Genomic DNA, 13212 nt, shown 5'->3' with positions numbered 1-13212 from the left:
GTTCACGGTGCTGTTCGCGATCGGCCGCACCCCCGGCTGGCTCGCGCAGTGGTCCGAGCTGGTCCAGGACGGTGAGCAGAAGATCGCCCGCCCGAAGCAGATCTACACCGGCGACCGGCAGCTGGAGTTCGTTCCCGCCGCCCAGCGCTGGGCCTGAGCGGTCAGATTCACTGGTTAACGTGTGAAACCCGCACTTCACCCGGGGAGTTATCCGGGCGAAGTGCGGGTTTTCCATGTTCGGTGGGACTGATGAGTCAGGAGTGACGGTCCACATGAGCTCCCCCGACCGCACCCTCTCCCCCGCGGACGGGCGTACGACGCCTCCCGCCGGCGTCGTCTTCGACCTCGGCAACGTCCTCATCGACTGGCAGCCGCAGGCCGCGATCGCCGCCGGAGTCGGCCAGAGCGAAGCCCGGCGCTTCCTCGACGCCGACGACTTCGACTTCATGGCCTGGAACCACGCCCAGGACTCCGGTCGCAGCTGGGACGAGGGCATCGCCGAGGTGGCCCGGACCCACCCGCACTGGCACGAGCACGCCACCGCCTACTTCACCCACTTCCCCGCCTCACTGGTCGGCGAGGTGCCGGGCTCCGTCGAGGTACTGCGCCAGCTGCACCGTCACGGCGTCCCGATGGTCGGCCTCACCAACTGGTCGCACGAGCTCTACCCGCACGCCCCGTCTCGGTTCGCACTGTTGGAACTCCTCGACGACGTCGTGGTCTCCGGCACCGAGGGCGTCGCCAAGCCCGACCCGCGGATCTTCCGGATCACCGCGAAGCGCGCTCGACTGCCGCTCACGCGGCTGGCGTTCGTGGACGACCGAGCCGACAATGTCGCAGCCGCCGCCGCACTCGGGATGCAGGCCGTCCTCTTCACCGACCCCGCCGCACTCGCCGACGACCTCCGGGCCCTGGGGCTGCCGATCGGCACCGTCCCTCCGATTTCTTGACCACCACCCAGCGCGATCTCAGCACTCTCACAGGCTCGCCGGGCAGGCTGGAAGGCATGAACGACTCTCCCTTCGCACCGCGTCCGTCCGAGCCCCGCGCCGGCCGTCCGGCCGAGCCGGAGGGCACCCCCGACCAGCCCGCCACCGAGCACCCCGCCGCCGAGCACCCGACCACGGCGTACGACACCGAGAGCTGGTTCGCGGCCCCCGCCCCCGCGCCTGCCCCAGCGCCCGGCACCGCACCGCCCGGCGCCACCCCTGGGCGCAGCCGCAAGGCCTTCGCCGCCGGTGTCGTCACCGCCTCGCTGCTGGTGGGGGCAGGCGCCGGCTTCGGCGGCGCCGCGGCGTACGACGCGTGGCTGGGCGACGACGCGCCCAGCAGCCCGACACCGGGCACCCGGACCGCCTCGCAGGTCGTGGACACGCCCGCCCAGCCCGCCGCCGACGGATCGGTGCAGCAGGTCGCCAGCAAGGTGCTGCCCTCGGTCGCCAAGATCGACGTCGCCGGCAGCCGGGGCGCGGGGTCGGGCTCCGGCATCATCCTGTCCTCCGACGGTCAGATCCTGACCAACGACCACGTCGTCGAGGCCGCCGGCGACGGCGGCACGATCACGGTCAGCTTCGACGACGGCACCTCGGCACCTGCCCGGATCGTCGGCACCGACCCGTTGACCGACACCGCCCTGATCCAGGCCCAGGGCGTCGAGGGCCTCACCCCGGCCACGATCGGGGTCTCGGCCGACCTCGCCGTCGGTCAAGGAGTCGTCGCGATCGGCTCGCCGTTCGGGCTCGACGCCACCGTGACCAGCGGGATCGTCAGCGCCCTCGACCGCCCCGTCGTGGTGGGCCGCGACGGCAACGGCAACAGCACCACCTACCCCGCGATCCAGACGGACGCGGCGATCAACCCCGGCAACAGCGGTGGCCCGCTGACCGACATGGAGGGCCGCGTGATCGGGATCAACTCCTCGATCCGGACCGCCTCCACCGGGGGCGGCGCGGCGGGGTCGATCGGGCTGGGCTTCGCCATCCCGATCGACGAGGTGATGCCGATCGTGGAGCAGATGAGCAACGGCGAGACCCCGACCCACGCCCGGCTCGGGATCGCGGTCTCCTCGGTCCAGCAGGACGCCCGCGCCGGCAGCGACCAGCCCATCTCGGGCGCCCGGATCGAGGAGGTCTCCGAGGGCTCCAGCGCCGAGGACGCCGGCCTGCGTGCCGGTGACGTGATCACGAAGGTCGACGACCGCCACATCACCAGCGCGGACTCGCTGGTGGCGACCGTCCGCTCCTACCGGCCCGGGGACGAGGTCACCGTCACCTACCTGCGCGACGGCGAGGAGGCGACCGCCGAGCTGACCCTGGACTCGGACGCCGAGACCCAGGCCTCCTGAGCCGGCGGCTCAGCCCAGGCGCTTCTGGAACTCGCCGAGCCGCTCCACCGGGCGGAACCCGAGCTGCTCGTTGACCCGCACCATGTGCGCGTTCACCTCGGCGTTCCAGGTGACCACCTGGGTCAGGTCCGGACGTTCGCGCTGGATCAGCGCGACGTTGGCCACCTTCACGGCCAGGCCCAGTCGGTGCCCGCGGTCGGCGGGACGCACCAGCGTCCCCCACTGGTAGGCCTTGCCGGGCTCGTGCGTGGTCGCCACCACCTCGGTGTAGGCGACGACCTCGCCGGCCGCGTCCAGCGCCACCGTGCTGTACGGCGTGCGCCCCTGCCGCACCAGCTGCGCCTCGGCCTCGCGCCGGACCGACACGTCGGCGAGCTCCGCCTCCCACGCGAGGTCGCCCATCGGGGCCTCGGTCATCAGGGTCGACTCCAGCTCGACCCAGCCACCCACGAGCTCCTCGGGCACCGGCCCGACCCAGGACCGCAGCGTGTACGACGGGTGGTGCTGCGCCGCCTCGGCCGCCAGCGCCTCGAGCCGACCCTCCGGCAGCGGCAGGGTGAGCCAGTGTTGGATGTCGACCAGGGAGAGGCTGAACCCCTGCTCGGTCAGGAACCCGACCTCGGGGCTGTCGGCGCCGTCCTGGCCGGCCTCGAACCCCCAGGTCGCCATCGTGGTGAGCACCGAGCGGTCGCGCTCGCGGGCCACCTGCTCGAGGTGCGCAAGCATGGCCGCGCCATACCCCCGGCCGCGGTGCTCGGGCAGGGTGTCGATCCGGATCTCGGCCAGGGTCAGGTTGTCGAGCAACGGGGTGTCGATGAAGCCGCTGACCACCGGGGTGCCGTCGACAGTGCCGACGTACCCGGCGTTCCAGTGACGCGGGCCCGGGTGCAGCAGCTCGACCCGCAGCTCGGGCAGGGTGAAGATCATCGCGGTCTCCGGATCGCGATGCCGTCGCGAAGCCGCGTAGACCGCATGCCAGCCGGCGAGGGTGTCCTCGTCGAGCGGGTCGACGACGTCGATCCTCAGCGAGCTCATCGCGCGCGCTGCACCCGTCCCTCGTCCCAGACCGGACCGTCGGACTCGTAGACCTCGCCGTCGGCGCCGTAGACCAGGAATCGGTCGAAACCGCGGGCGAACCAGCGGTCGTGCGTCACGGCGAGCACCGTGCCCTCGAAGGCCGCCAGGCCCTGCTCGAGCGCCTCGGCCGACTGGACGTCGAGGTTGTCGGTGGGCTCGTCGAGCAGCAACAACGTGGCCCCGCTGAGCTCGAGCATCAGGATCTGGAACCGCGCCTGCTGACCGCCGGAGAGCGACTCGAACTTCTGCTCCGAGGCGTGCGCGAGCTCGTAGCGGTCCAGCACCCGGGCGGCCTGCTCGCGCCCCATCCCGTCGCGGTGCTCGTCCCCACGGTGCAGGATCTCCAGCAGGGTGCGGCCGAGCAGTTCGGGGTGGTCGTGGGTCTGCACGAACCAGCCGGGACGCACGCGCGCGCCGAGCTTGGCCCGGCCGGTGTGGTCGACCGGCTTGACCGGCACCTCCGAGACCGGCCGGTGTTCGACGTCCGGGTCCGTGCCGCCGGCCGCGAGCAGCCGCAGGAAGTGCGACTTGCCGGACCCGTTCGAGCCCAGCACGGCCACCCGCTCGCCGTACCAGACCTCGAGGTCGAAGGGCTTCATCAGGCCGCGCAGCTCGAGGTTCTCGCAGACCACCGCCCGCTTCCCGGTGCGCCCGCCCTTGAGCCGCATGGTGACCTGCTGCTCGCGCGGCTGCTCGGTCGGCGGCCCGGCCTCCTCGAACTTGCGCAGCCGGGTCTGGGCGGCGCGGTACTGCGAGGCCATGCCGTCGTTGAACTCGGCCTTGATCTTGTAGTGCAGCACCAGCTGCTTGAGCTTGGCGTGCTCCTCGTCCCAGCGGCGGCGCAGCTCCTCGAAGCGGGCGAAGCGGTCCGTGCGCGCCTGGTGGTACGACGAGAAGCCGCCCGAGTGCGTCCACACCGTGTTGCCGGCGGCGCCGAGCTCGACCGTCACGATCCGGGTCGCGGTGTTCGCGAGCAGCTCGCGGTCGTGGCTGATGAACAGGATGGTCTTGTCCGACTCCCGGATCCGCTTCTCCAGCCAGAGCTTGCCCGGGACGTCGAGGAAGTTGTCCGGCTCGTCGAGCAGCAGCACCTGGTCGGGACCGCGCAGCAGGAACTCCAGCACCAACCGCTTCTGCTCGCCGCCCGACAGGGTGGAGAGCTCGCGGTACTTGACCCGCTCGTAGGGCATCCCCAGGGCCGCGATGGTGCAGACGTCCCAGGTGACCTCGACGTCGTACCCGCCGGCATCGGCGAACTCCGAGAGCGCGTGCGCGTACGCCATCTGCGTCTTCTCGTCGTCGGTCTCCATCAGCGCCAGCTCGCAGCGGTCCACCGCAGCGGCGGCCTCGCGGATCCGCGGCGGGGAGACGCTCAGCAGCAGGTCCGCGACCGTGGGGGCCTCGCCGAGTCCGGCGTTCACCATCTGCCGCATCACGCCGAGGCCGCCGGTGCGGGTGACCGCCCCGGCGTGCGGGACCAGGTCCCCGGTGATGATCCGCAGCAGGGTCGTCTTGCCGGCGCCGTTGGCGCCGACCAGGGCGACCTTGGCGCCCTCACCCACCCGGAACGAGACGTCGTCGAGCAGCACCCTCCCGTCGGGCAGCTCGTAGCGGACTCCGGCAACATCGACATGACCCACGTCGGATCATTCTCCGGCATCGGGCTCCCGGCGCGCGAACCGTTATCCGCGGGGCCGCGGGCCGCGGACACTGGCGTGCCGCCCCGTGTCCGGTACGGGCGCATCGAGGCCCGATGGGCCTAGGCTGGGGCATCGGGCGAGCGAACGGATCTGTGGATGAAGGGCATCATCTTCAACGTGGTCGAGGAGGCCGTCACCGTCGAGCACGGCGAGTCCATGTGGGACGCCCTGCTCACCAGGACGGGACTGGACGGCAGCTACACCTCGCTCGGGGACTATCCCGACGCCGATCTGCACGCCTTGATCCGGACGGGTGCCGAGATGCTCGACGTCACCGAGGCCGACCTGACGCGGCGACTCGGGCACGCCTCGCTGATCAGCCTCGCCGGCCGCTACCCGGGCTTCTTCACCCCGCACCGTCGGACCCGGGACTTCGTCCTCAGGTTGAACGACGTCATCCATCCCGAGGTGCGCAAGCTGCACCGCAACGCCGACCCGCCGGTATTCGACTTCGAGGTGCTCGGCGAGAACGTCCTGATCGTCGGCTACCGCTCCTCACGAGGGCTCTGCGCCCTGGCCGAAGGCATGATCAGTGGTGCGGCGACCTATTTCGGCGAGAGCTGCCACATCCACCACGACCGCTGCACGCGGGACGGCTCACCTTCCTGCCGCCTGGTCTGCACGTTCTCGGACGAGGCCTCCGATGGCCGCGCCTGACGAGGACCGCATCGAGCTGCTCACGCGCCAGCTCGAGCGGGAACGGCGTGCCCGTCGCAGTGCCGAGGACATCGGCGAGGCCGCGACCGCCGAGCTGTGGCACACGGTGCAGCGACTCGAGGCCGCCGAGACCGACTTGCGCGAGGACGCCGAGCAGCTGCGCTACCGCCAGCGGCTCTCGCGCGACATGCGCCAGCGCAAGGACCCCCACGCGGTGATGGACCTCGTCGTCCGCTCCCTCGGCCCCCGGCTGGACGTCTCGCGCTGCCTGGTCTACTTCACCGACCGCACCGAGACCGCGCCCTCACCCGTGCAGTGGACGGTCCCGGGCATCGACCGGGTGCCGACAGACATGCAGACACCTCCCACGATGAGCGCGCTCGCCAGTGAGTTCGCCGCCCGCCACGAGAGCCTGATCATCACCGACATCGAGACCGACGCGCGGATCGATCCCGCCTCGGCCGCCGATGTCGTACGCCGCTACGGGTGCCGGGCCTTCGCCTCGGTGCCCCTCAAGTCGGTGGACCGGATGCTCGGCTGGCTCGTGTTGCAGTCCCGGGAGGCACGCGAGTGGCGCCCTCAGGACCGCGCGCTCCTCGACGGCGTCGCCGCCGACCTCAGCAGCGCACTCCTGCAGGTGGTGGCCCATCAGGCCCAGGAGGAGACCGTCCGCACCCTGCGCGAGGTGTCCCGGGCCAAGTCGGACTTCGTGGCGACCGTCTCGCACGAGTTGCGGACCCCGCTGGCGAGCATCAGCGGGTACCTCGAGATGTGTCTCGACGAGGAGTTCGGGCCGCTCAACCCCAACCAGACCCACGCCATGACCGTGGCGCTGCGCAACTGCGGCCGGCTCCAGGAGCTGGTCGACAACCTGCTCGACCTCTCCCGCGCCGAGGAACCGCCGGAGGAGGTGAGCACGGACGTCGAGGTGGACCTGGCCTCCGTCGTGGAGGACGCCCACCGCTCGCTCTCACCGGCCATGGACGCCCGCCGGATCACGTTCGAGCTGGAGACCGACGGGGCGCCGGCGACCTTGGTGGGCCACCCTGCCCAGCTGCACAGCGTGGCGCTGAACCTGCTCAGCAATGCCGTGAAGTTCTCCCACGACGGGGGCCACGTGCGGGCCAGCATCTGTCGGCACGGTACGCACCTGACACTGACGGTCCGTGACACCGGCCACGGCATCGAGCGGGCCGACCTGGCCCATGTCTTCCGCCGGTTCTTCCGCACCTCCACCGCCAGCGAGCGAGCCATCCCGGGCAGCGGTCTGGGGCTCTCGGTGGTCAAGCAGATCGTCGAGGAGCACGGCGGAACCGTCAGCGTCGACTCCTCCCCCGGCGAGGGAGCGACGTTCGTCGTCGCCTTTCCGCGCCGGTCCTGATCGGGGGCGGACCCGGCTCAGTCCTCGGTCTGCTTGGCCCACAGATTGATGCCGGCGTCGACGGCGTCCTGGTCGATCGCCGCGAGCTCCTCGTCGGTGAAGACGGGACCGGCCAAGGCATCGAGGTTGGTGTCGAGCTGCTCCACCGAGGAGGCACCGATCACGGCCGAGGTCACCCGCGGGTCGCGCAGCACCCACTGCAGTGCCATCTGGGCGAGCTTCTGGCCGCGGGCCCGGGCGATCTCGTCGAGGCGGCGGACATGGGCCAGCACCCGGTCGTCGAGGTGCTCCCCGGGGATCGTGGAGCCGTCCCTGGCCGCCCGCGAGTCTGCCGGGATGCCGTCCAGGTAGCGGTCGGTGAGCAGACCCTGGGCCAGGGCCGTGAAGACGATGCAGCCCATCCCCTGGGCCTCCAGCTCGTCGAGCAGGTCCTCCTCGATCCAGCGGTTGAGCATCGAGTACGACGGCTGGTGGATCAGCAGCGGAGTGCCCAGGTCGCGGGCGATCGTGGCCGCCTCCTTGGTCTTGGCGGCCGAGTACGACGAGATGCCGACGTACAGCGCCTTGCCCTGGCGGACGGCGTGGTCCAGCGCCATCATCGTCTCCTCGATCGGGGTCTCCGGATCGAAGCGGTGGGAGTAGAAGATGTCGACGTACTCCAGCCCGAGACGCTCCAGGGACTGGTCCAGCGAGGCGAGCACGTACTTCCGCGAGCCGCCGCCCTGCCCGTAGGGGCCGGGCCACATGTCCCACCCGGCCTTGGTGGAGATGACGAGCTCGTCGCGGTGGGACGCGAAGTCGTCACGCAGGTAGCGCCCGAAGTTCTCCTCGGCGCGGCCGTACGGCGGGCCGTAGTTGTTGGCCAGGTCGATGTGGGTGACCCCGCGGTCGAAGGCACGCCGCAGGATGGCGCGCTGGTTCTCCTCGGAGCGGTCGTCGCCGAAGTTCTGCCACAGGCCCAGGGAGAGCGCGGGCAGCTGGAGCCCGCTGCGGCCGGTGAAGCGGTACTCCATCCCGGTGGCGGTGGTGTCGTAGCGGTCGTCGGCGGCGTCGTAGCTCATGGCGCCATCCTGACAAACGCCTGCGCGTGCCCGGTCAGGCAGGCAGCAGCTCGGCGAGCAGCTGCTCGATCCGCGCACGGATGTCGTCGCGGATCGGCCGGACGGCCTCGAGGCCCTGCCCGGCCGGGTCGTCGAGCTTCCAGTCCTCGTAGCGCTTGCCCGGGAAGATCGGGCAGGCGTCCCCGCAGCCCATCGTGATCACGACGTCGGACTCCTGCACGGCCTCGGTGCTGAGCAGCTGCGGGATCGCCGTCGAGATGTCGATGCCCTCCTCCGCCATCGCGGCCACGGCGGCGGGGTTGACCGCGGCGCCGGGCGCCGAGCCGGCAGAGCGGACCCGGACCCGGTCGCCGCCGAGGTGGCGCAGGTACCCGGCGGCCATCTGCGAGCGGCCGGCGTTGTGCACGCAGACGAAGAGGACGGTGGGGCGGCGCGCGGACGAGGGGGCGTCGGTCACTGGTCGACCTTTCCGGGGTGGGGGTAGAGCACGTGGACGAGGCCGAGGGCGAGGAGCCCACCGACGAGTTGCATGAGCACGAACATCGGCACCGAGGCCGGCGCAATGCCGGCGAAGGTGTCGGAGAACATCCGGGCGATGGTGACGGCCGGGTTGGCGAAGCTCGTCGAGGAGGTGAACCAGTAGGCGGCGGTGATGTAGCCGCCCACGGCGTAGGCGATGGTGTCGATCCGGCCGGTGCGGATGCTGCCGAAGATGATCAGCACCAGACCCAGGGTGGCCACCACCTCCCCGAGCCACAGACCGCTGCCGGAGCGGTCATGCGTGGAGAGCGTCACCGCGTCGAGGTCGAACATCAGGTTGGCGACCACCGCTCCGATCACACCGCCGGCGATCTGGGCCGGGACCAGCGTCAGCACGTCCCGAGTGGTGACCAGGCCGAGCGCCCGCTCGACCAGCGTGACCACCGGGTTGAAGGCCGCCGAGACCGGCTGCAGCGCGAGGATCAGGGCAACCAGGGCGGCCCCGGTGATCAGGGAGTTCTCGAGCAGCTGGAGCCCGACGTCGTTCGGCGAGAGCCGCACCGCGGCGATGCCGGAGCCGATCACCGCGGCGACCAGGAACGCCGTACCCACCAGCTCTGCGGCGGCACGGCGGAACAGGGGCGTCACCCGGCGACCCGGCCGAGGAGGGCGCCGAGGTCGGAGAGCGCTGCCGCGTTGACCCGGTAGTAGACCCACACGCCTCGCTTCTCACGGTCGAGCAGGCCGACCTCGTGCAGCACCTTGAGGTGGTGGCTGATGGTGGGCTGGGAGAGGTCGAAGGCGTCGTTGAGGTCGCAGACGCAGGCCTCCCCGTCGGCGTGGCTGGCCACCAGGGAGAGCAGGCGCAGGCGGACTGGGTCGGCGAGGGCCTTGAGCAGGGGGGCGATCCGCTCGGCCACCTCCCGGCTGAGCGGGTCCTGACTCAGGGGGGAGCAGCAGGCGACGGTCTCGACCGGCGTCATCGGGGGTGACTTCGACATGCATCTATGTTGACAGACATCGATGTCTGATGCCACTCTGGCCACATATCGACAATCATCGATATCTACGGAAGGAACCTCCATGTCACGTCTCCAGCTCGCACTCAACGTCGACGACCTCGACGCCTCGATCGCCTTCTACTCCGCGCTCTTCGACACCACGCCGGCCAAGACCAGGCCGGGCTACGCCAACTTCGCGATCGCCGAGCCACCGCTCAAGCTCGTCCTGATCGAGACACCCGGCGCGGGCGGCTCGATCAACCACCTCGGCGTCGAGGTGACCGACACCGACGCCGTGAACGTCGCCCAGACCCGACTGGCCGCAGCCGGGCTCGCCTCCGTCGACGAACGGGACACCACCTGCTGCTACGCGCGCCAGGACAAGTTCTGGGTCGAGGGTGCACCCAACGGTGAGCGCTGGGAGATCTACGCGGTCCTCGAGGACACCGAGGCCTTCGGTACCTCGCCCGTGGCTGCCGTCGACCAGGCAGCGGACGAACCGGCCTGCTGCGGCTGAGGGGTCAGTCCGCGCGGCGGGAGACGAGGACCCGGAACGACTTCGAGCTCGCCACCCGCTCCGTCGGGAAGCCCTGCTCCCCCAGCCAGCGCTGCAGGGAGTCGGCCCCCAGGTTCTTGCCGACCACCATCACGGCGCGGCCGCCGGGGGCCAGCCGTGGCAGCCACTGGAGCAGCAGCGCGTGCAGCGCCGGCTTGCCGATCCTGATCGGTGGGTTCGACCAGATCTCGTCGTACGTCGCGTCGGCCGGGACGGCGTCCGGGGTCAGGGCCGTGTAGCGGTCGGCCACCCCGAGGGCGGCCGCGTTCTCGTTGGCCAGCAGCACCGCCCGCTCGTTCACGTCGACCCCGGTGACGACGGCATCGGGCACCGCGACCGCGACGGCGAGACCGATCACGCCGTACCCGCAACCCAGGTCGAGCACGGTTCCGGCGGAGGGCGGCGCGGTCTCGCGGAAGAGGGCCGCGGTGCCCACGTCGAGACGACCTCGTGCGAAGACCCCGGAGCCGCTGGTCAGCTCGAGCTCGTGGCCCCACACCGAGGCGCGCACCGGTGCCCGGGTGAACGCGACACTCGGATCGGCGCTGAAGTAGTGGTCATCCATCGCTGGCGTCCTCGCCGGTGGCGCCGCGCTGGGCACCGGAGGTGGCATCGGAGTGGGCGTCGGCCGCCACCCGCTTGGCGCGGGTCTGCTCGGCGCGAGCCCGGAGCTCGGCATCGTCGGGGTAGGCGACCTCCTCGAGGGTGAGGCCATGGGCGTGCGCCACGGTCACCGCGGGGTCCCGCACCCCGCGGACCAGGACGTCGTGCGGCCAACCGACGGGCTGGCGACCGTCACCCACGGCGAGCAGGCAGCCGACCAGCGCGCGGACCATGCTGTGGCAGAACGCATCGGCCCGGACCGTCGCCTCGACGACCCCGTGCGCGTCGCGCGTCCAGTGCAGGTCGAGCAGGGTGCGGATCGTCGTCGCCCCTTCCCGGCGCTTGCAGAACGCCGCGAAGTCGTGCTGGCCCAGCAGGTGATCGGAGGCCGCGTTGAGAGCATCGACGTCGAGCCGGCGCGACCACTCCAGCACGTGCGCTCGGTGCAGCGGGTCGAACCGGGTGGGGTCGTCGACGATCCGGTAGGCGTAGCGCCGCCACAGCGCGGAGAAGCGGGCGTCGAAGCCGGCCGGGGCCTCGGCCACGCGGCGTACCTTGATGTCGGGGGGCAGGATCCCGTTGAGCCGGCGTCGCAGCGCCTCGGCCGGCGTCTGCCTCGATCGGCCCACCGAGCCGGCCAGGACATGGTCGTCGACGTCGACGTGCACCACCTGGCCGCGCGCGTGCACCCCGGTGTCGGTGCGTCCCGCACAGACCACCCGAGCGCTGGGGATCCGCAGCGAGGTGGCCAGGGCCGCCTCGAGCTCGGCCTGGACCGTCCGCAGTCCGGGCTGGGTCGCCCAGCCGCTGAACTCACTGCCGTCGTAGGCCAGGTCGATCCGGATCCGCACGAGGCCACATCCTGCCAGTCCCCGCCCGGTCGGTGCTCATCCCCGGAGCTCGTGCCGGTACGGCGGGTCCGCGCCCGGGCGCGAGACGGTGACCGCCGCCGCGGCAGCGGCGTGGGTGAGCAGCCGGGTGATCGTGGCTTCGTCGAGGTCGGCCAGGGCGGTCCGGTGCTCCGCGCCGGCGAGGCCCTCACCCAGCAGGCCGTCGATCAGGCCGGCGCCGAACGTGTCCCCCGCCCCGATCGTGTCGACCACGGTGACCTGCGGGGCGAACGCCTCGAACTCCACATCGTGGGTGAGCCAGACGGCTCCCCGACCACCGCGGGTGACCACGACCGCCTTCGGTCCGAGTCCGGCGAGGTGCCGGGCCGCGGCCCGGTGGTCGAGCTCGGGATAGAGCGCGTCGAGATCCTCGTCGGAGGCCTTGACCAGGTCGCTCAGGGCGACCATCGCCTCCACCCGCCGTACGACGTCGGGGCCTGAACCCGTCAGTGCCGGACGTGCGTTCACGTCGTAGGTGATCGTGGCGACGTCGCGCAGCTCGTCGACCAGGGCGAGCACGTCGTCCGCCCCGGGTGGCAGCACCGCCGCCAGCGAGCAGGTGTGCACGACGCGTGGCGGCACCCCGATCGGCACCGGGTTGAGCCGCCAGTCCACGTCGAAGGTGTAGCTCGCCGACCCGTCGGCCGCCAGGGTCGCGGTGGCGGTCGAGGTGGCCGGCAGCGCGAAGGGGACCGACGCGGAGCCGACCCCCGCGGCACGCAGGTGCTCGGCCAGCAGCCGGCCGTACTCGTCGTCGGCGTAGCTCGTCGCCAGCTGCACCGGGCAGCCGAGCCTGGCCAGGGCGACGGCCACGTTCGCGGCGCTGCCGCCGGCATGCGCGCGGATGCTGCCGTCCGGGTCACGGACCAGGTCGACCAGCGACTCGCCGACCACCAGCACACCCTGCCCCGTGTCTGCGCTCATGCTTCCTTCCTAACGCATCAACGCCACGCAGGGAACGCGTAGGGTCGCCGGCATGGACGTCCACCCCCTCGATCCGGCCTCCGGGACGCCGCCGTACGAGCAGTTGCGCGTGCAGATCGCCCGTCGGGTCGCCGACGGCGAGCTGCCGGCGGGGACCAGGCTGCCGACCGTGCGGGCGCTGGCCGGCGAGCTGCACCTCGCCGTGAACACGGTGGCGCGGGTCTACCGCGAGCTCGAGGCGGACGGGGTCGTGGTCACCGAGGGCCGACGCGGCACGTTCGTGGCGATGAGCACGTCCGGGGGCTCCGCCGAGGCGGCGGACGCGGCCGCGGCGTACGTCCGTGAGGCGCGCCGCCTGGGCCTGGGTCTGACCGAGGCCACCGGCCTGGTGGAACGCGTCTGGCGCTGACCTGCCAGTTGTGGTTGCCCGTACGACGCCCACCTGCCACTTCTGGTTGCCCGTACGACGCCCACCTGCCACTTCTGGTTGCCCGTACGACGCCCACCTGCCACTTCTGGCAACCACAAGTGGCAGGTC

At 71.6% G+C, this 13212-nt stretch carries 16 protein-coding genes; 7 read left to right on the top strand and 9 right to left on the bottom strand.

The features are described from left to right. Positions 1–7 precede the first annotated feature (7 nt). The 3 genes from ABZE72_RS12220 to ABZE72_RS12210 all read left to right on the top strand — a co-directional run bounded on the left by ABZE72_RS12220 (position 8) and on the right by ABZE72_RS12210 (position 2344). A complete protein-coding gene (locus ABZE72_RS12220) occupies positions 8–157 on the top strand; it encodes a hypothetical protein (RefSeq protein ID WP_372729308.1) in 150 nt (49 codons plus the stop codon). Positions 158–272: 115 nt separating this feature from the next. After that, on the top strand, positions 273–950 hold the full coding sequence (locus ABZE72_RS12215; protein ID WP_372729307.1) for an HAD family hydrolase: 678 nt from the start codon (positions 273–275) through the stop codon (positions 948–950). A gap of 56 nt (positions 951–1006) precedes the next feature. Then, on the top strand, positions 1007–2344 hold the full coding sequence (locus ABZE72_RS12210; protein WP_372729306.1) for a S1C family serine protease: 1338 nt from the start codon (positions 1007–1009) through the stop codon (positions 2342–2344). Between the two features lie 9 nt (positions 2345–2353). On the opposite strand, the gene ABZE72_RS12205 is transcribed toward ABZE72_RS12210, so the two are convergent. Further along, a complete protein-coding gene (locus ABZE72_RS12205) occupies positions 2354–3379 on the bottom strand; it encodes a GNAT family N-acetyltransferase (RefSeq protein WP_372729305.1) in 1026 nt (341 codons plus the stop codon). After that, positions 3376–5061: an ABC-F family ATP-binding cassette domain-containing protein gene (locus ABZE72_RS12200; protein WP_372729304.1), complete on the bottom strand. Its 1686-nt coding sequence runs from the start codon at positions 5059–5061 to the stop codon at positions 3376–3378. The genes ABZE72_RS12205 and ABZE72_RS12200 overlap by 4 nt, the downstream gene beginning before the upstream one ends. 156 nt (positions 5062–5217) lie before the next feature. Between ABZE72_RS12200 and ABZE72_RS12195 the strand changes: the two genes are divergently transcribed. Together ABZE72_RS12195 and ABZE72_RS12190 are read left to right on the top strand one after the other, a co-directional pair. Then, positions 5218–5778, top strand: coding sequence for a heme NO-binding domain-containing protein (locus tag ABZE72_RS12195; RefSeq protein ID WP_372729303.1), 561 nt, complete (start codon positions 5218–5220; stop codon positions 5776–5778). Further along, positions 5765–7159 (top strand): sensor histidine kinase, encoded by a 1395-nt coding sequence (locus ABZE72_RS12190; protein ID WP_372729302.1) that lies wholly within the window; start codon positions 5765–5767, stop codon positions 7157–7159. The genes ABZE72_RS12195 and ABZE72_RS12190 overlap by 14 nt, the downstream gene beginning before the upstream one ends. A 17-nt stretch (positions 7160–7176) precedes the next feature. On the opposite strand, the gene mgrA is transcribed toward ABZE72_RS12190, so the two are convergent. Genes mgrA through ABZE72_RS12170 form a run of 4 tightly spaced genes read right to left on the bottom strand, consistent with a single transcriptional unit; the run spans position 7177 to position 9701 of the window. Then, the gene (gene mgrA, locus ABZE72_RS12185) at positions 7177–8220 is read right to left on the bottom strand and encodes an L-glyceraldehyde 3-phosphate reductase (RefSeq protein ID WP_372729301.1); all 1044 of its coding nucleotides are present in this window, start codon (positions 8218–8220) and stop codon (positions 7177–7179) included. Positions 8221–8254: 34 nt separating this feature from the next. Further along, the gene (locus tag ABZE72_RS12180; protein WP_372729300.1) at positions 8255–8677 is read right to left on the bottom strand and encodes an arsenate reductase ArsC; all 423 of its coding nucleotides are present in this window, start codon (positions 8675–8677) and stop codon (positions 8255–8257) included. Next, positions 8674–9348 (bottom strand): aquaporin, encoded by a 675-nt coding sequence (locus ABZE72_RS12175; protein ID WP_372729299.1) that lies wholly within the window; start codon positions 9346–9348, stop codon positions 8674–8676. The genes ABZE72_RS12180 and ABZE72_RS12175 overlap by 4 nt, the downstream gene beginning before the upstream one ends. Continuing rightward, on the bottom strand, positions 9345–9701 hold the full coding sequence (locus tag ABZE72_RS12170) for a metalloregulator ArsR/SmtB family transcription factor (protein ID WP_372729298.1): 357 nt from the start codon (positions 9699–9701) through the stop codon (positions 9345–9347). The genes ABZE72_RS12175 and ABZE72_RS12170 overlap by 4 nt, the downstream gene beginning before the upstream one ends. An 82-nt stretch (positions 9702–9783) precedes the next feature. Between ABZE72_RS12170 and ABZE72_RS12165 the strand changes: the two genes are divergently transcribed. Continuing rightward, positions 9784–10218, top strand: a complete 435-nt coding sequence (locus ABZE72_RS12165; RefSeq protein ID WP_372729297.1) for an ArsI/CadI family heavy metal resistance metalloenzyme — start codon at positions 9784–9786, stop codon at positions 10216–10218. 4 nt (positions 10219–10222) lie between these two features. On the opposite strand, the gene ABZE72_RS12160 is transcribed toward ABZE72_RS12165, so the two are convergent. The 3 genes from ABZE72_RS12160 to ABZE72_RS12150 are packed head-to-tail and all read right to left on the bottom strand — an operon-like array spanning position 10223 to position 12674. After that, the gene (locus tag ABZE72_RS12160; protein ID WP_372729296.1) at positions 10223–10822 is read right to left on the bottom strand and encodes a class I SAM-dependent methyltransferase; all 600 of its coding nucleotides are present in this window, start codon (positions 10820–10822) and stop codon (positions 10223–10225) included. Further along, complete coding sequence (gene truA / locus ABZE72_RS12155; RefSeq protein WP_372729295.1) at positions 10815–11711, bottom strand: tRNA pseudouridine(38-40) synthase TruA; 897 nt, start codon at positions 11709–11711, stop codon at positions 10815–10817. Before truA ends, ABZE72_RS12160 begins: the two co-directional genes overlap by 8 nt. A gap of 36 nt (positions 11712–11747) precedes the next feature. Continuing rightward, positions 11748–12674, bottom strand: a complete 927-nt coding sequence (locus tag ABZE72_RS12150; RefSeq protein ID WP_372729294.1) for a carbohydrate kinase — start codon at positions 12672–12674, stop codon at positions 11748–11750. A 52-nt stretch (positions 12675–12726) separates the two neighbouring features. Between ABZE72_RS12150 and ABZE72_RS12145 the strand changes: the two genes are divergently transcribed. Further along, the gene (locus ABZE72_RS12145) at positions 12727–13083 is read left to right on the top strand and encodes a GntR family transcriptional regulator (protein ID WP_372729293.1); all 357 of its coding nucleotides are present in this window, start codon (positions 12727–12729) and stop codon (positions 13081–13083) included. Positions 13084–13212 lie beyond the last annotated feature (129 nt).

This window comes from Nocardioides sp., from assembly GCF_041600255.1.
Taxonomy (GTDB): Bacteria; Actinomycetota; Actinomycetes; order Propionibacteriales; family Nocardioidaceae; genus Nocardioides.
The sequence above is the reverse complement of the archived record's forward strand: the minus strand, read 5'-3'. Positions and strand labels throughout refer to the sequence as shown.